This window comes from Dyella sp. (assembly GCF_051954575.1).
Taxonomy (GTDB): Bacteria; Pseudomonadota; Gammaproteobacteria; order Xanthomonadales; family Rhodanobacteraceae; genus Dyella_B.
This window is the reverse complement of sequence record NZ_JBQCHP010000065.1, coordinates 1-16318: the sequence shown is the minus strand read 5'-3', so window position 1 is coordinate 16318 and position 16318 is coordinate 1. Positions and strand designations below refer to the sequence as shown.

General features: G+C 59.3%; 14 protein-coding genes and 1 pseudogene. 8 read left to right on the top strand and 7 right to left on the bottom strand.

Translation table 11 applies throughout. From position 1 onward, the window contains the following. Positions 1-25 precede the first annotated feature (25 nt). A complete protein-coding gene (locus tag ACTHNE_RS08540; protein WP_440269025.1) occupies positions 26-673 on the bottom strand; it encodes a GIY-YIG nuclease family protein in 648 nt (215 codons plus the stop codon). A 190-nt stretch (positions 674-863) separates the two neighbouring features. Here ACTHNE_RS08540 and ACTHNE_RS08535 point away from each other — a divergent pair, with 190 nt between their 5' ends. The 3 genes from ACTHNE_RS08535 to ACTHNE_RS08525 all read left to right on the top strand — a co-directional run bounded on the left by ACTHNE_RS08535 (position 864) and on the right by ACTHNE_RS08525 (position 3942). Next, entirely contained in the window at positions 864-1643 is a 780-nt protein-coding gene (locus ACTHNE_RS08535; RefSeq protein WP_440269024.1) for an SAM-dependent methyltransferase, read from the top strand. Between the two features lie 169 nt (positions 1644-1812). Continuing rightward, positions 1813-2094 (top strand): hypothetical protein, encoded by a 282-nt coding sequence (locus ACTHNE_RS08530; protein ID WP_324937576.1) that lies wholly within the window; start codon positions 1813-1815, stop codon positions 2092-2094. Next, positions 2095-3942: a diguanylate cyclase gene (locus ACTHNE_RS08525; RefSeq protein WP_440269023.1), complete on the top strand. Its 1848-nt coding sequence runs from the start codon at positions 2095-2097 to the stop codon at positions 3940-3942. A gap of 39 nt (positions 3943-3981) precedes the next feature. On the opposite strand, the gene ACTHNE_RS08520 is transcribed toward ACTHNE_RS08525, so the two are convergent. Further along, positions 3982-4893, bottom strand: a complete 912-nt coding sequence (locus ACTHNE_RS08520) for an SPFH domain-containing protein (protein WP_324937580.1) — start codon at positions 4891-4893, stop codon at positions 3982-3984. 404 nt (positions 4894-5297) lie between these two features. On the opposite strand from ACTHNE_RS08520, the gene ACTHNE_RS08515 reads away from it, so the two are divergent. Together ACTHNE_RS08515 and ACTHNE_RS08510 are read left to right on the top strand one after the other, a co-directional pair. After that, positions 5298-5804 carry a GNAT family N-acetyltransferase gene (locus ACTHNE_RS08515; protein WP_324937582.1) on the top strand — a complete coding sequence of 169 codons (507 nt, stop codon included), beginning with the start codon at positions 5298-5300 and terminating at the stop codon, positions 5802-5804. A 229-nt stretch (positions 5805-6033) separates the two neighbouring features. Next, on the top strand, positions 6034-6762 hold the full coding sequence (locus tag ACTHNE_RS08510) for a restriction endonuclease (protein ID WP_440269022.1): 729 nt from the start codon (positions 6034-6036) through the stop codon (positions 6760-6762). A 6-nt stretch (positions 6763-6768) separates the two neighbouring features. On the opposite strand, the gene ACTHNE_RS08505 is transcribed toward ACTHNE_RS08510, so the two are convergent. The 3 genes and pseudogenes from ACTHNE_RS08505 to ACTHNE_RS08495 all read right to left on the bottom strand — a co-directional run. Beyond that, entirely contained in the window at positions 6769-7215 is a 447-nt protein-coding gene (locus ACTHNE_RS08505) for an MEKHLA domain-containing protein (RefSeq protein WP_440269021.1), read from the bottom strand. A 52-nt stretch (positions 7216-7267) separates the two neighbouring features. Beyond that, positions 7268-8563: a thiamine pyrophosphate-dependent enzyme gene (locus ACTHNE_RS08500; RefSeq protein ID WP_440269079.1), complete on the bottom strand. Its 1296-nt coding sequence runs from the start codon at positions 8561-8563 to the stop codon at positions 7268-7270. 123 nt (positions 8564-8686) lie between these two features. Next, positions 8687-8998: pseudogene (locus tag ACTHNE_RS08495) on the bottom strand (thiamine pyrophosphate-binding protein); the annotation flags it as partial. Between ACTHNE_RS08495 and ACTHNE_RS08490 the strand changes: the two are divergent. Beyond that, the gene (locus ACTHNE_RS08490) at positions 8894-9208 is read left to right on the top strand and encodes a hypothetical protein (RefSeq protein ID WP_440269084.1); all 315 of its coding nucleotides are present in this window, start codon (positions 8894-8896) and stop codon (positions 9206-9208) included. The pseudogene ACTHNE_RS08495 and the gene ACTHNE_RS08490 overlap by 105 nt on opposite strands. Positions 9209-9488: 280 nt before the next feature. Further along, positions 9489-9854 (top strand): cupin domain-containing protein, encoded by a 366-nt coding sequence (locus ACTHNE_RS08485; protein WP_440269020.1) that lies wholly within the window; start codon positions 9489-9491, stop codon positions 9852-9854. Positions 9855-9887: 33 nt separating this feature from the next. Here the strand turns inward: ACTHNE_RS08485 and ACTHNE_RS08480 are convergent, their stop codons facing one another. Next, a complete protein-coding gene (locus tag ACTHNE_RS08480) occupies positions 9888-11153 on the bottom strand; it encodes a GGDEF domain-containing protein (protein WP_324940385.1) in 1266 nt (421 codons plus the stop codon). Between the two features lie 749 nt (positions 11154-11902). Here ACTHNE_RS08480 and ACTHNE_RS08475 point away from each other — a divergent pair. Then, positions 11903-14569: a TonB-dependent receptor gene (locus ACTHNE_RS08475; RefSeq protein ID WP_440269019.1), complete on the top strand. Its 2667-nt coding sequence runs from the start codon at positions 11903-11905 to the stop codon at positions 14567-14569. A 61-nt stretch (positions 14570-14630) separates the two neighbouring features. Here ACTHNE_RS08475 and ACTHNE_RS08470 read toward each other — a convergent pair whose 3' ends face one another. Beyond that, the gene (locus tag ACTHNE_RS08470) at positions 14631-15671 is read right to left on the bottom strand and encodes a hypothetical protein (RefSeq protein ID WP_440269018.1); all 1041 of its coding nucleotides are present in this window, start codon (positions 15669-15671) and stop codon (positions 14631-14633) included. Between the last annotated feature and the right edge of the window lie 647 nt (positions 15672-16318).

Genomic DNA, 16318 nt, shown 5'->3' with positions numbered 1-16318 from the left:
CGTCCGGGCTGCTGACAACATCCTGTCAGCAGTCGTCTTCGAACAGCTTCGCCGCGCGATCGCCCGATCTGCCCGCGTACCAGGTCAGCACCTCCGGCGGCAGCAAATCATCCAGCGCCATGCCGACGGCGCGGCAGGCATCGAGCGTATCGACCAGCACCCTGGCATAACGCGGATCGCGTGCCTCCACGGGCACATTCGCCGCTTGCCATTGCAGCATCTCCAGCAGACGTCGGGACCATTCGTACAACGCATCCGCGCGCTCGGCGAAACGCGCATGCAACCAGCCGCCCAGTGGCGCGTGCAAGGTGTAGCCGTAGCGCTCTGCCACGCGGCGTACGAACGGCCCCACCTCCTCGCCGATGCCGCGGAACCATTCGGTATGTCCGCCGGCGGCGTCCGACACCAGCAAGGGCGCCGTCGCGCGATGCAGCGGCCAGCGCTCGATCAGCAAACGCTCCAGATGCCGCGCATCCCGCAGCCGCCCGGTCTCCACCAGCATCCCCTGCTCCAGGTCGAACAACGCGAAAAAGCGCGGATGGAAACTGCGGAAGCGCTGAACGGGATCTTGCGTGAACCCTACCTTGGTAAGGTCCTCGCCGAGGCTTGGCAGCACGTAGACGAAGGTTCGTCCGCGCTGCCGTGCAGGATTGGGCAAAACCCATTCATCCATTTTTATTCGCCTCGCCAAATGCGCCTTCCCATGAGTGCCCGCATCGATGTCGACCTGCGCGTATTCGCAACACTACGAAAACGAAAGAAACCAAGAGCAAGCTTAGCTTCCGCGCAAGCAACTCGACGTGCATGCGCTCGCACGCAATACTGCCCCGCGCGCAGTAAGGGGGATTTAAAAGGTGAATCAGATGACATCCATAGGCAGCCTCGCCTGCGTGGGTATCGGCATGACGCTGGGATCGCATATCAGCCCGCGAGCCCGCAGCCATATCGAACAGGCCGACGTGGTGTTCGCCGGCATGTCCGACGGCATCGTCGAGCTGTGGTTGAAAGAGATGAACCAGGACGTGCGCAGCCTGCAGCCCTATTACCAGGAGGGCAAGTCGCGGATGAAAACCTACCGCGAGATGGTGGCGGCGATCATGGCCGAGGTGCGCGCAGGCAAGCGCGTCTGCGGCGTGTTCTACGGCCACCCTGGCGTCTTCGCCTGGGTGCCGCACAAAGCCATCGCGACGGCGCGCGCGGAAGCCTACCCCGCCCATATGGAGCCGGGCATTTCCTCCGAAGACTGCCTGTACGCCGACTTGGGGCTCGACCCCGGCGCGCGCGGCTGCCAGCATTACGAGGCCAGCCAGTTCATGCTTTACCGGCGTTGTATCGATCCAAGTGCCTGGCTGATCCTGTGGCAGATCGGCGTGGCCGGCGACAAATCGCTCAAGCGTTTCTCCACCGGCGCCGCCCACCGGCAAGTGCTGGTGGAGGTACTGGCCCGCGACTATCCGCTGGACCACCAAGCCATCATCTACCGCGCCGCCACCCTGCCGTTCCAGAGCCCGCGCATCGAGCGCGTGGCGCTCGCGGCATTGCCCCAGGCCGAGGTGGGCATGGCCGACACCTTGGCCATTCCACCCGCCCGCCCCTTGGAAGCCGACGCGGAGGTTCGTGCAAAACTGGCGGCCTTGACCTGATTAGGGCCGATTCGAAGCCAAATTCGTGGCGAGCGGGAAGCATCGCCCTCAACCGCTGGCCGCTCGCAGCAAGCCCGTTTACAGCACGATATGATGAGCGCGCCCGGTGCTCCAGGAATGATCACTGCGGGCGATACAGGGGTACTACAGCATTACAGGGGCAGTTTTGATGTTGAATGTCATTCGTTTTTTGGAAAAGATAGGTAGCGAAGCTCAATGGAATGACATTGCAATGAATAAAATGGAACTGGCGCTGGCCGAGGCTGATATCGAAGGTCCATTCCGCACGGCCATCTTGAATAAGGATGCTGTGCAGTTGCAGACGCTTATGCAACAAGAACCGCTGGTTTGCTACATAGAACCTGGAGAGGAGGATGAAGGGGAAGACGAACCTGGTGAGAAAGACGATGCTCACCGCCTATCCAACCCCTCGTCTGTTTGTTCATCGTAAGTGCAAACCACCGGCAGCAGACGCCGAAATTTTCTAGCAGGGGCCTTCCTGCTGTTTACCGTGCTCAACGGTAGCGGTGCTGCCGTGGCCGCGCGCGCACCGTTGAGCAATGTGCCACAGCTGCTGGACCAAGCGGAAAGCCTGAGAGCCAGGGACAACGCGCGCTTCGTCGAATTGCTTCAAGAGCTCGAAAGCCATGTAACCGAATTATCGGATAAACAGAAATGGCGTTTGCATTACCTGCAAGGTTGGCAAGCAGCCTATAACGGCCAGGAAGAAAAAGCGCGGACACTGTTGGAGTCAGTGCTCAAGCAAGCATCCGATAGCGATCTTAAAATACGTGCAACTTCCGTACTAATACACGTTCTCGGCGTCGGGCACCACTACGAGGAGGCTTTCGAGTATTTGGACAAAGCCCTGGACGATCTGCCACAAGCTTCCGATAAAGAGGCGCGCGCGCGCATTCTGGGCGAAGCTTCGCAACTGCTTAGCGAAGCAGGCCAATACGACCTCGCTGCAGGCTATGCCGAGCAGATAATCGCAGAGTACCCCACCGGCAGACATAACTGTCTTGGGCACATGTATGAACTGCACGCCAGAATCCGCGCCGGTCAAACCAAAATAGCCAACGAAACATTTCAGCAAAGCATAACGCCCTGCCTCGCCGTGGGCGAAAAGCTCGCGGCCGACATACTACGCAAAGACATGGCTGCCTTGGCCCTGCAACAAGGTAAATCGGATGAGGCCCTTTCACTTCTACAAGCGAACTATGAGGAAGTGAGAACACTCAATTATTCAGAGCTGACCGCGGACTTCAACATTCTCCTGGCCCAGGCGTACTGGAAAAAAGGAGAGACCTCCTTAGCTCAGAAATACGCCACCGTCGCCGTCGACGCCGCCTCCAAGAGCGATCTCATCGAGCCATTGGTCAAAGGTTATCAACTGCTCTATCAGATAGAACGACAGTATGGAAACCTTCGCGAAGCGCTCGCCTATCATGAAAAGTACGTAACAGCCGACAAAGAACATCTCGATGACACGCGTGAAAAGGCACTTGCGTACCAGATCATCAAGCAACAGATCGAAGCCAAGAAAGTCGAACTTGGCGAGCTGAACAAACAAAACCAGATTCTCCAACTGCAACAGGCACTCGATCACAAGGCGGTCGAAACAAGTCGCCTGTACATCGCACTGTTGCTCACGGTATTGGCCTCGATCGCCTTCTGGCTCTATCGCCTCAAGCGCTCGCAACTGCGCTTCATGCGCCTGGCGCGCCGCGACGGCCTCACCGGCATCTTCAATCGCCAGCACTTCGTGGAAGAAGCGGAACAGGCGTTGCGCTATGTGGCCAAGTCACAGCGCGGCGCCAGCCTGATCCTGATCGATTTGGACCACTTCAAGAACATCAACGATACCTATGGCCATATCGCAGGCGACCATGCGCTGCGGCGTGCTGTGCTGATCTGCCAGCAGCACCTGCATTCCAGCGACGTGTTCGGCCGCATCGGCGGCGAGGAATTCGGCATACTGTTGCCGGAGTGCACGCTGATCCAGGCGCTTGAGCGGGCCGAACGCATTCGCATGGCCATGCAAGCGCAGCCGGATGCGGAAACCGAGCACGTACCGCTTACGGCCAGTTTCGGCATCGCCTCGACCGCGCATTACGGCTACGACCTGCGGCGCCTGCTGATTGCGGCGGACAGCGCGCTATACCGCGCCAAGCGTGATGGCCGCAATCGTGTGGTGGTCAGCATGGACAATCAGGCGTCCTCATCGGCTGCCAGCGATACGCGTGCGCAGCGCGACAAGCTCAACGATGCGCCTCCTTACATGGATGCTTCGGAATAGCGGCGGCACCTTCTTTTGGCGCCACCGCAACAGCGCGGGTTATTTGCCGCCTTCCTGTCCCTTGCTCAGATCGATCATCGGAATGGATCCGGCCCCTACTACTTGCGGAAGGATGCCGTTCCAGTGCTGCAAGCCGTAGAAACGCGAGTATTCGGGATTGTTCTTCAGCGCCTGTCCGACCGTTTCGATCGCTTTGGCCTGGGCTTGCGCCTGCAACACGGTGGCCTGGGCTTCACCGTTGGCGCGTTCCACCGCGGCGCTGGCCTCGGCATGCGCGGTCACCGTTTTCTGCTCGCCCTCGTAGCGCTTTTGCGCCACCGTATTTTCCGCCTGTACGGCCAGGTTCTTGGCGCGCACCGCCTCTTCGATCGACTGGTCGAAGATCGGCGAGTAATGAATGCCGATCAGCTGCACGTCGATCACATCCACATTGAACAGGCGCTGCAACGCATCGCTGATGTCCTTGCGCATCTGCGCGGTGATCTGCGCGCGCTGATCGGAGATGGTGAGCGTGTTGTACTGGGCGAAGGCGGCCAATGCGCGATCGCGCACCACCGGCAGAATGGTGGTTTCGACGTCCATCGAACCGGCCCGCCCGATGTGATACAGCAGGTTCATCACCGCCGAGCTGGGTATCTGGTAGATCAGGCTGAGGTCGATGGTGACTTTCTGGTTGTCGTTGGTATAGACGTCCAAACCATTGAGCGTATACACGGAGCGGCTGGTCTGCAGGCGATCCACCGTTTCGAAGAACGGCACCTTGAAATGCACGCCGGTAGTCAACGGCACGCTGGTCATCGGCGTGCCGCCCAGCCACCGTGTTCCGGCCTCTTCGCTGGGCGATATCACGAATACGCTGTTGAGCAACAGCACGACGACAATAAGGGCAACGATCAGTCCACCGCCCACACGAAAACGACCGAGGAACGAACGTGGATCCCTGGGCGGCAAGTTAAGGCAACACTGAATAAGTATCGCCTTCGTCATGATGCCTGGAAGGCTCGCAGGGTGTGTAGCGCGGCGCCGGGAAGACTGGCCGTCTTGCCAAGCCGCGCGGCGCAGCCTGCGGGCCTTCCAGGCATCACCCCATCATTTAATTCAATACGTGGGGGCCAGCCCTGTCTGTCCGCATGCCTTCGGTCCGCCGTCTCGACAGACGGCCAGTCTGCCTTCGCCGACGGCCCTGTGGCCTGCGAACAGACAGGGCTGGTGACGACGGCGATACTTATTCAGTGTTGCCTTAAGCATGGAAAAACCCCTTTCCTGACAGTGGCGGCATCTTGCCGCAATGGTGTCGCGTTGGCGAGTGACTGCAACCTGTCGCGCATGTTCTGTCTACCCGCCAGACTGTGCATATGCTGATCCGATCCGCCGAACCGGAAGACGCCCTGGGCGTGGCGCGCGTGCATGTGCGCGCGTGGCAGGTGGGTTATCGCCATTTGCTGCCCGCCGACTACCTGGCGCAACTTCGGCCGGAACAACGTGCGCAGCGCTATGACTTCGCCACCAAAGATAGCCGCCGTCCCATGACGATCGTCGCCGTGGATGACGGCGCCATCCGTGGATTCGCAACCACCGCTCCGTCACATGACGGCGATACACCCGATCACGGCGAAGTATGTGCGCTCTACGTGGACCCTGATGTGTGGGGTCGCGGAATCGGCGCCGCCTTGATAACGGCTGCCCGGCTCCGTCTGGCTGAATTAGGATGTCGACATGCCGTGCTGTGGTTGCTTGCCGGTAACCAACGCGGCGAACGCTTCTACCGCGCTGACGGGTGGATACCGGACGGACTGGCCCGAACGGAACGCATCTGGGGTATCACGCTCGATGAAGCTCGGTACCGGCGGCCCGTAGCTTGATGCACCCACGCACGCGACAAGCCGTGCCGGTTACCGATTGCGTCAGGTGACGCAGCGAGTCACGTGGGCAAGGTTATCGGGCAGCGCCCTGCTGGCCTCGCCCACCCGAACATCACGCCGGCGTTTCAGACAAAACAAACACTTCCGGGCACTATCGCCACGGCTACTTCGCATAGCCGACCTGCCCGCAAACCCCTCCGCGCAATTTTTCCATTGGCGCAGTTCCTGCTTGCCGATTCTTGAAGACCGCACCTGCGAGTCGAGCACAAAAACAGACGCTCAGGAGGGGGCGGTGGGAAGGCGCAAAGACGGCGGCATCGAGATGGTCTCCAAACTGCCCTGGCAGTCCGGCATTGTGCTTGGCGTTGCAGGCTACGCCGCCATGCGCTACGGACTAGGCTGGTTCATGACCACTTTCGGGGGGCCCGTCGGCCAGACACTGGGAACCTCGCTCGCCGACGGCGCCTATGCTCCTGTCGCGTGGCTGCTGTTGATTGCCTGCTGGCTTGCCGCACTCATCTCCTACCTCGACAGTCGGCGACGACGACGACTGCTGGCCTCGCAAACCGGCTTGCGCAGCCTGAGCGCGATGGACTGGCGTGAATTCGAAATGCTGGTCGGCGAGGCATTCCGCCGCCAGGGCTACAAGGTGCGCGAAATCGGGCTAGGCGGGGCGGACGGCGGTATCGACCTGGTCTTGCAAAAAGATGGCACGACCGTGCTGGTGCAATGCAAGCAATGGCGCACCAAATTGGTCGATGTACGGTTGGTGCGGGAAATGTACGGTCTGCTGATGCACCACCGCGCCGATGCGGTGAAGATCGTCGCCATTGGCCACTACACCGACGATGCGCAGCGCTTCGTGCAAGGCAAGCCGATCGAATTGATTTCCGGCGATGCCCTGATGGCCATGGTGCGGGAGTGCCAGGCAAGCGCGCGACAGCACAAGCAAGCTTGAAACGCACTATGTCCTGAACAATGCAGCCTGCCCGCGCAATACGCCTGCCTGATCGACCAGTTGCCAGACGACCCCATCGTTGATCCAGAACGTACGCGCCGACTTGCTGATACGCAGCCCGCGATAGCCGGTTGCAAAACCCTGCTTGCTGACCTGCTCCAGAAACTCCCTTCTACCCTGCACTTGCTGCGGTGGCGCCGACAGTCGGGAGGGAAGCGGCATCAATTCATCCCAGGCATATTCGAAGCAGCGTTGCGCAAAAACGTTGCCGTAGATAAACACAGGGTCCGCGCACGTGTCATGCGCCAGCAATCCGAAAGGCGCCTCTTCGTAAAGCCAACGCGCCGCCTGCTCATCCGTCAACCCCGGACTGACCAGCGGCTGCTTGAGCCAGTGGGAATAGCTGTCTGCGAGCAAGCGATAGAGCGTGGAAGCTGCGGTGGGGATATTCATGGAGTACGTATATTTGACGATGGGATGGCACGAAGCCGCGCCACTGTTCGCGCTACAGGTTCTTCAAGCGAGGATTGGGGCCCACGATCTGGTGACTGTCAATCGGCACCTCGACCAGCATGGACGGACGATCTTGCCGATAGGCCTCGCGCATGATGTCGGAAAGATTGCTCAAATCTGGGGAAAGCCGCACGCTCAGCCAGCCGCATGCGCGCGCCATGGCTGCAAAATCCATGCGCTCGAGCTCACCGTGATATCGCCGTGCAGGCGTATCTGGCAGCACCTTGGAAAGCCCCTGCTCCACGATCCCGTAGCTGGCATTGTCCAGCACGAACAAGGTAATGCCCAGTTGCCTAGCTTCCATCAGGCATCCGCCATAGAGCCGAAAGCAACCGTCGCCGGAAAACACGAAAACATGCTTGCCGGGCGAAGCGATTTTTGCGCCAAGCCCGAGGCCGTAGGCACCGCCCATGGCAGAGCCGCGATACAAGGAGTACATCTTCGCGTACGGATGCGGACGCTGGGTGACGTATTGACGATCCTTGTACGCCAGGCATACATCGTCAAAGCCCACGCTGTCGGGCTGCCACAAGCCGTCGAGCTTTTCGTAGAAGGCCGCAATGTCCACAGCGTTACCGCGTGCGCGTTCAAAGGCGTGGGTGTTGAGATCCGGATAAACCGGCGACTCCTCGTTGCAGATCTGCGGATGCGCCTGGCACCAGAGAATGGTTTCCCGCAGAATCGCTGCGACATCACCCACCGTTTGCTGGAATTCCCCCGCTACTTGATGGCGAAAACTGCCATGCGCGCTCCCATACAGATATGCGCTGGCCGTGATGTTCCAGACCAGGCCCGCCTTGGCCGGAGAAAAATTGGTGGTGTATTCATCTGCGCAATAACCGATGGTTATGAGCAGGTCGTGCTCGTTCAAATCATCCCAAAGCTCTGCAGCACGGTCGTTTCCGCCAAAACCCAGATAACCGTATCCATAGGGATTGTTTCTGGATACCGCATTGGCGCCATTGATACTCCACAGGATGGGCGCCTTGAGCACCTCGCAAAGCCGTGTGGTCAGATAAGGCAGATCCGGATAACGCGCCGCCTCGTCGCCCGCCATGACGACGATGCGGCCCTTTCGCCTGTGTGAAAGATGGTGCTGGAGAAATGCAGACGGACGTTCGCGCTCAACGGCATCCCGCGGACGCACACGCATATCGGTATCGAATGCCGGGGATGTCATTTCCGACAGGGCATCCGGCGGGAGAACGAGCGCTACGGGCTTGGATTGATTCAATTGCTCCCACACAGCCGCAAGCTGCTCATCCAGCGACTCGATGTCATCCAGCACAAACGTGCCTTGCGGAAGCTCAGCCATGAGCTGGCCGATCATATTGCTGCCCGATTCGGTGGTGTCCTGCAGCGGCGATTGAAACGTCATGCTCGATGGCGTTGCGGCAATGAGATACACGGCCGGAATGTTGTGCAGCTTCGCATCGCTCAGGCCGCATAGCAAAAGCTTGCTTGCGGCGCCCGTCGTGGCGGCAGCAGCGGCGATTTCACCGGTCGCAAGGTAGTGCCCAAGCGGGATAAAGCCTGCCACGTATTCGCCGATCGTAAAGAATTCCAGCTCCCCGCTGCGAGTGCGTTGGGGGATATAAGGATCCATGTGCTTCAGCAGATGAACCAGGCCGCCACCCGTTACGCCGGAGCAAACGCTGACGCCCCATTCCCTCAAGGCATCGAGCAGGCGCTCGTAGCCAATCCGTGGTTCGACGATAACCATGAAAAACCCCCTGCTATTTTCCTGCGTGGCACAAGCAATGACTCGCGGCCCAAGCGTTATGGCGAGCCCGAGAATGATGTCGATGGCTCAAAGCAAACCAACGCAATCGAACTTTGCGCCAGGCCGAAATGCGCATCCGCCCAGCTTTCGCAGCGAATGCACACGCCTGCTTTTCAAACAACCTTGGTGATCGATGCTACGAACGGTTAAGTACGATAAATAAGAACTGCCGCACAAAAGCGCCCGGATTTCCGTTTTTGTGCATAACTTTCCGAAAATGTGTAGCGGCGCGAGCGTTGCGCTCAGCAATGATGAAAGCGTGAATGACCGTTTTGAGACAAAGCCTATCTACGCAAGTTACGCGCTGCGATGCGCGGGTTCGCGCAAGCGACTTTCTATCGTGCCCACATCGCTTTGCCCCCCGCACAAGTTCCATGCCCTTCCGTGCATGCATAATTGCAAATACTCCGTTTCCCAGGTGGAGCCCACCATGTTCCAACCCCAAAACTTATTGCAAGCCTTCGACCGCGTCACCGATTACTGGTCCCCGAAAGTGGTCGGTCGCGTCAACGATCAGTTGCTCAAGGTGGCGAAGCTCAAAGGCCATCTGGTATGGCATGCGCACGATACCGAGGACGAGCTGTTCTATGTGGTGAAAGGCTGCATGCGTATCGAGCTGGAGCAGCAGGTCGTCGAGCTCAAGGAAGGGGATTTCTTTACCGTGCCGCGCGGCGTTCGGCACAATCCGGTCGCCGAAGAGGAATGCTGGATCGTGTTGATCGAGCCGGCATCGACCAAGCATACGGGCGATGAACTGACGCCGCAGACGCGCAGCCTCGACGAACAGTTGGCGTAGCGCGCGCCCGCGGCAAACGCCGGCTCGCAACCGTCAACTCACCTGCACCGCACCGCCACCATTGCGCTTGGCCGTATACATCCGCCCATCGGCCAGAATGCACAAGCTTTCCGGTGTTTGCGCATCATCCGGAAATACGGCCAGGCCGATGCTGGCGCCGATCCGCATGGTCTGCCCCGCCACCGTCAACGGCGTCTCCAGCAGTTGGCGCAGGGCGCTGGCGACGCCGGCGGCTTCATGGCGCGTGATGGGGCCTTCGAGCACTACCGAGAATTCGTCGCCGCCGGTACGCGCCAGCGTGTCGACCCGACGCAGGCGAGCGATGAACAGATGCGCCACTTGCTGCAGCACTTCATCGCCCACGTGATGGCCCATGGTGTCGTTCACCTGCTTGAAGCCATCCAGGTCGATGGCCAGCATGGCCATGCAGGCATTGCGCTGACGTGCGCGTTCTACCGCACGACTGATGCGGTCCTGGAACAGGCGGCGATTGGGCAAGCCGGTCAATGCATCGTGCTGGGCCAGATGCTGGTTGCGTGTCAATTGGCCTTCCAGCAACAGCAGGATCATGCCTACGGCCACCAGGTATTTGGGCAGGTTCCATACTTCGGCGCCCACTTGCACCGTCGGCCAGAACACGTCGAAGGCCATGCCTAATGGAAACACCAGCGACCACGCCAGCAGGCCCAGCAAGGTCACCACGAATCCGCCGGTCTTGCGCTGGTCAGAAAACGCGAACTGCAGGCCGCAGGTGAAGTAGGCCACGAACAGCGGCAACACCACCATCAGGTCCGGGCCATGTTTGGAGAACTGCCAGCCCAGCAAGGCCACGGCGAGCGCCGCGTTGAGTATCACCGCGATCCACCGGCTGGCCGGGCGTTCGGCGCGCGGCGTCACCATCACGATCGTCAAAGGCACCAAAGCGAACAGATTGGCCGCCGCCACCATCAACGGCCGCAGTGGCGGCGCGGGTAGCGAGGCCAGCACGATGTAGAGCGTGTACACCAGGGCCAGCGCGCCATACAGCACGCGGCTGCCCCACTGCGCAGGCCGGGCGTCCAGCGAGCAGCAGAAAAGCGCCGCGCACCACACCAAGGAGGCCGTACCGAGCATGTCGGCCAGCACGCCGCCGACACCGGGAAGGTCGAGAAACGAATAAGCGGCGAAGTGCACTTCGATGCAGATCCAGCCGACCAGCCACAAACGGGTGGTCATGTTGCCGGCTGGCCGCGACACGGTTACGAATGCGTAGATCAGCAATCCAACCGCCAGCAAATCAGGGAGTTCTTTCCAGGACATTCATTAGCCCCACGCTTGCGGGGAACCTCATACGAAATGCATCGCACCACGACGCAGGTTAGGCGACGTCCCTATCCAGCCATGCATGGCCATGTTCATGCGATGAGCGACATCCTCATGCTTGATACCCGTAGCGAGATCGGCATGCATCGCAAAATCTTTAGCGCCGGATGATCATCCAGTCCGTGTGATCGGGCCGGAAGCATGGCGACTTCAGACTATTGAGCGAGCGCAAGATGACCCTGATGCGTCACTTGCGTGAACAGATTCGAACGCGCCCGGCATGCACGAATTTCCCCTGCTCCCATTTACGTATGCATTTTTTCGTTGTTCCTTGCGCATCGCAACAGCTGAAAAAGTCGGATTATTGGATCGTTCCAAGTTTCCGTTTTGCACTGCAATGCAATCAACGGCTGCATGCCTGTCAATTCATACACTTATTCATCACGTAGCTGAATTTAGATCGTGACAAGTTTTGATTGACAGTGCTTTTTTTCTGGCTTATTGCTTACGCCGCTCTTCACCAAAGGCGAGGATGGGACAACCCAGCTCGCCGCTGACGGCGGAGGTTTTTTATAGACGTGGCGGAGGCCAACGCAGCGCCTCCACCCATACCGGCAGTAGCTGCACATTCCTGAAAAACGAAAAGGGATGGCCATGGCGTCCATGGCCTTGGGTGGGTTCGTGCGCCCTAAAAACGGCGCGCGAGCTCCTGACATGCCAGCCAACAGGCAGGGGATAAACTTAAGATGCATTGCAAACGTATGCTTTCGGCAGCCATCGCCGCCACGCTGATGTTGAGCGCCCACGCATGGTCGCAAGACGACGCCAACGCGAACCAGGCGCAGCCAAACGGTTCCACGCAAGACGCCAAGCGCAACACCAACGGCAAGCCGGCCCAGACGCTGACGGCGGTGACCGTTACCGGTTACCGCGCGAGCCTGGAAAAATCGCTGGACATCAAGCGCAACGCCGATTCCATCGTCGATGCCATCACGGCCGAAGACGTCGGCAAATTTCCCGACAACAACGTGGCCGAATCGCTTTCGCACCTGCCCGGCATCACCGTGGACCGCACCTTCGGCGAAGGCGAGCGCGTAAGCATTCTCGGCACCGATCCGGCGTTGAATCGCCTGTTGCTCAACGGACAGACGCTGGCTTCCACCAACTGGGCCGGCGATCCGGATAACCCGGACAGCCGCTCGTTCGACTACACCATGCTGTCGCCGCAGATCATAGGCACCGCGGAGGTCTATAAAACGCCGCAAGCGCGCATCGACGAAGGCAGCATCGGCGGCACCGTGATCGTGAATACGCGCCGGCCGCTGGACCTGAAAGCGAACACGCTTACCGGCACGGTGAGCTACGGCTACAACGGCAACGCCGAACGCGGCAAACCGAATGCATCGGTACTTTACAGTTGGAAGAATGCCAGCGACACCTTCGGCATACTCGGCACGTTGATGCACGACGATCGCATCGTCGATCGCTACGGCACGGAAATTTTTGGCTATCAAGAGTTCAACGATCCCGCCGACGCCAGCGCGCGTCCCGGCGGCAACCATTACTTTCCGCCCAGCCAGGTCTCGCCCGATGCGCACGGCATGTACCCCACGTCGGCGAACACCGCCTGGTTCCAGCAGCAGCGCAAGCGCAATGGCGTGCAGACCGGCATCGAGTGGAAACCGAACAAGAACTTCGACCTGAACTTCACCGGCCTGTATTCGCAGGACAACCTCAACAACTACAACCAGAGCCGCTATGCCTACTGGGGCGACAATGCGCAGGACGCGCTTGCCATCGGCCCCGACAACGGCCTGGCCACCAGCGGCAGCTACGGGCCTGGCGCGCCCACGCATCTGGACGGCTATTACCGCAACACCAAGATCAAGACCGAAAGCTTCCACCTGCGCGCGGACTGGTACGGCGAAGGCTGGGACGCATCCGGACAGATCGGCTACACCCAATCGCGCGGCGGTTCCGATGGCATTTATTTTCTTTCGTTCAAGACGCTCGCGCCATACAACTGGACGCTCAACGGCCATGGTCCGCTAATCAACTACGACTTTCCCGGCACCGATGCCGAGGCCGCCAACCTGGATGCCGATGGTCTCAATTACGCACCTACCTATGATCGCGAACGCTATGCGCAATTCGACTTCAGCCATGACCTCAATCTCGGTCCGTTCACGCAGATCCAGGCCGGCATCAAGGCCACCAATCATGCGAACGGCCAGAACGACTACAACTCCAACCTGCCGTCGATACAGGATCCCAACCCCGCCGACCCATTGACGCTGGCGCCATTCGCCGGTGGCAGTACGCCGGGCAATTTCCTGTCCGGCCTGCCCTCCACGCCGACCATGCGCGACTGGACCACGATCGGTTCCGGCGCCATCCAAAGCTATATAAACAGCTTGCCGGGCGCGAACGATCTGTCCTTCGTGCCCTCCGGCAGCTACAGCATCCAGGAGCACACGCGCGCTGCGTACGTGCAGGGCAATTTCTCCGGTGACAAATATCGCGGCAACGTGGGCGTGCGCTACGTCTACACGCGCGACACGGTGGACGGTTACACCTATCTGGGCAGCGGCAACCAATATGCGCCATTGAGCGTGGCCCACAGCTATCACGATTGGCTGCCATCCTTCAATTTCGCCTACAACATCACGGATGATCTGTTGTGGCGCTTCGCCGCAGCAAAAGTGATTGCGCGCCCGCGTTTCCAGAACATGACGCCCTACGTGGCCACGCAGGATATCTCGTTGACCGCATCCGGCGGCAATCCGGATTTGAAGCCTTACAAGTCGACCAACTTCGACAGCTCGCTGGAGTACTACTTCACGCCCAAGAGCATCCTTTCGGCCGAGCTGTTCTTCCGCAAGATTTCCCAGTACATCCTTTATCAAACCGTGCTGGAGCCGCTCTACAACAACACCCTGCACGAAACCTCGCTCTACCAGACCACCTTGCCGATCAACGCCTCCAACGCCAAGGTGAAGGGCCTTTCGCTGACCTACCAGGGCGATATCTGGGGTGGCTTTGGCGTGTACGCGAACTACACTTTTTCGCAAGCCGATACGGTCAATGGCTACAACTTGCCGTACAACTCGAAGAACGCCTACAACCTGACGCCGTACTACGAGCAAGGCCCCTGGACCATCCGCGTCAATCTCGGCTGGCGGTCGCCTTATTTCACCCAGATCGGCTCGATCGGCGCCAAGCAGATGGCCGATGCCTATACCGAATTGGATGCGTCCGTGGCGTATCAGATCAACGATCATCTGCAGGTGGCGTTCAACGCCACCAATCTGCTCAACGAGACGTACTACGCGTACGACAACACACCCAATACGCCGCTCAATACCTATAAGAACGGGCGCTCGTACATGGTGAGCTTGAACTTCAAACTTTGATGTCTTCATAAAAAAACCGGGAGATTTCTCTCCCGGTTCGTGTGCACTGAAAACGCGTCTATCAGTTCGATTCGGTGAACTGGATATATGGCGAGCTACCACCGACGGCGCTGCAACTCCCCAGATTCAGATTGTTGCTTTCGCCGGTGCTGCCGTCATTGGCAATGCACGATGGCGCGGTGGTGGAGCCGTAGGTGCCGGCTATGCGCACGGTGATCGAGGAGCCGCTGTTGAACTGCGCTTCCGAGCCGCCGGCGTTGCCGACCACGTTGAACTCCGATTGCTTCCAGACCGTTGCAATTTTGAGCACGCTGTCCTTCCCGCTGACGCTATAGGCAGTGCTGCCGCTGGTAAACGTGACCGTATCGTTGCCACCGGAGGTGGCCGTACCCTGCAGCTTCAGGTTGCCGAGCTGCGTAGCGGGAACGTCGGGCGCGGAGACATAACTGCTGTTGCGATAGCAGTCGCCCGAACCGTCACTGCCAAAGCCACTCGGGCAGCTCGTTCCGCCATAACCGATCAGCCAGTACTGCCAGAACACCGCGGCCGAACCAGATAACACGTAATCAGGTGCATATACGGCCTGCTGCCACACGGTGCAGCCCGAATGGCCGTTGCAGGCCGATGTGGTCGAGGTGAACTGCGTATTGATCTGCAGCGAGTATTCGTTCGGACCGAGAATGCCGCCATCGCCATAGGCGGCCACGCCCACGCCCTGCTCGGACGTCACACCGGTCACCGAGGGAAAGCTGCCGATCGTCTTGGAAATAAGGCTCGAGCCGGGCGCCTGCAGCACGTAGTCGTTGCCGTTACCCGCCGTTTCCGGCTGCAGATGGTTTTGTTTCACCTTGGCCGGCAGCGTATGCGTATGCAGCGCCGACAGCTGCTTGCACGCCACCTGCTGCCAGGCATTGCTCGGGTAGACGGCCTGGAAGCAACCTGCCGCCGGTGTCGGAACCTGCACGATGTTTTCGCGCCATACCTGGCGCGCCAACTCTCCGATGGGGCCTACCTGTTCGCCGGCCTGTGCCGCAAATGCAGCGGGCACGCAGACAGCAGCGACAAGACCAGCCAAGAGCGCAAACTTGAACTTCGATTGCATTGAGTTTCTCCCCAGAAACAAAGTGGCAATTAAGGACGACTTCGGACCATCCGAAAGCCGCGATTCAGTACAACCGCTGCATCCATGCACACAACCACCTCGCCCCTTCCCCGAAGAGGCTTTTTCAAGACAACGTAAAAACGAAATTGCGTTGCAGTATTTCCCCGCACTTCATTCAGACGCTCGGCCCGTTGTTTCCCCTACCTGCCGATGCGCAATTGGTACATGTGCATATGCGTGATGCAAAAACCTTCCGATGTCGCGCACCCATCAGCGCAACAAAAAAATGATTTGATTGGCGATGACCCCAAAAGACGCACACATACACAGCGTCCGTCGCGCAGGAGCATGCAGAGAAAAATGTATAGGAAACGTGATACGACTTGCACGCAAAACCTTGCGCTGGCGTGCATGCGCAACCTGCGTTTCTCCGCTTGTTCCTGCGCGAAAAAGTTGGCCTGACGGGACAATTCCTGTCCCCATTTGAATGCCAAAAAAGCGATCACTACAGGAACGATTCCACGCAGCGAGAGACATCGTAGGTTGGGTAGAGGCGCGGCCGAAACCCAACATCGCCGTGTGGATGACGACGTTGGGTTTCGGCTACACCTCTACCAACCTACAGTGCAGCGCCGCGCTGCCGTTAA

Bases quoted from the DNA above. Each gene is read 5' to 3' on its own strand.
- ACTHNE_RS08540 (WP_440269025.1), bottom strand. From the start codon at position 673: ATGGATGAATGGGTTTTGCCCAATCCTGCACGGCAGCGCGGACGAACC.
- ACTHNE_RS08535 (WP_440269024.1), top strand. From the start codon at position 864: ATGACATCCATAGGCAGCCTCGCCTGCGTGGGTATCGGCATGACGCTG.
- ACTHNE_RS08530 (WP_324937576.1), top strand. From the start codon at position 1,813: ATGTTGAATGTCATTCGTTTTTTGGAAAAGATAGGTAGCGAAGCTCAA.
- ACTHNE_RS08515 (WP_324937582.1), top strand. From the start codon at position 5,298: ATGCTGATCCGATCCGCCGAACCGGAAGACGCCCTGGGCGTGGCGCGC.
- ACTHNE_RS08505 (WP_440269021.1), bottom strand. From the start codon at position 7,215: ATGAATATCCCCACCGCAGCTTCCACGCTCTATCGCTTGCTCGCAGAC.
- ACTHNE_RS08490 (WP_440269084.1), top strand. From the start codon at position 8,894: ATGAACCAGGCCGCCACCCGTTACGCCGGAGCAAACGCTGACGCCCCA.
- ACTHNE_RS08485 (WP_440269020.1), top strand. From the start codon at position 9,489: ATGTTCCAACCCCAAAACTTATTGCAAGCCTTCGACCGCGTCACCGAT.
- ACTHNE_RS08480 (WP_324940385.1), bottom strand. From the start codon at position 11,153: ATGTCCTGGAAAGAACTCCCTGATTTGCTGGCGGTTGGATTGCTGATC.
- ACTHNE_RS08475 (WP_440269019.1), top strand. From the start codon at position 11,903: ATGCATTGCAAACGTATGCTTTCGGCAGCCATCGCCGCCACGCTGATG.
- ACTHNE_RS08470 (WP_440269018.1), bottom strand. From the start codon at position 15,671: ATGCAATCGAAGTTCAAGTTTGCGCTCTTGGCTGGTCTTGTCGCTGCT.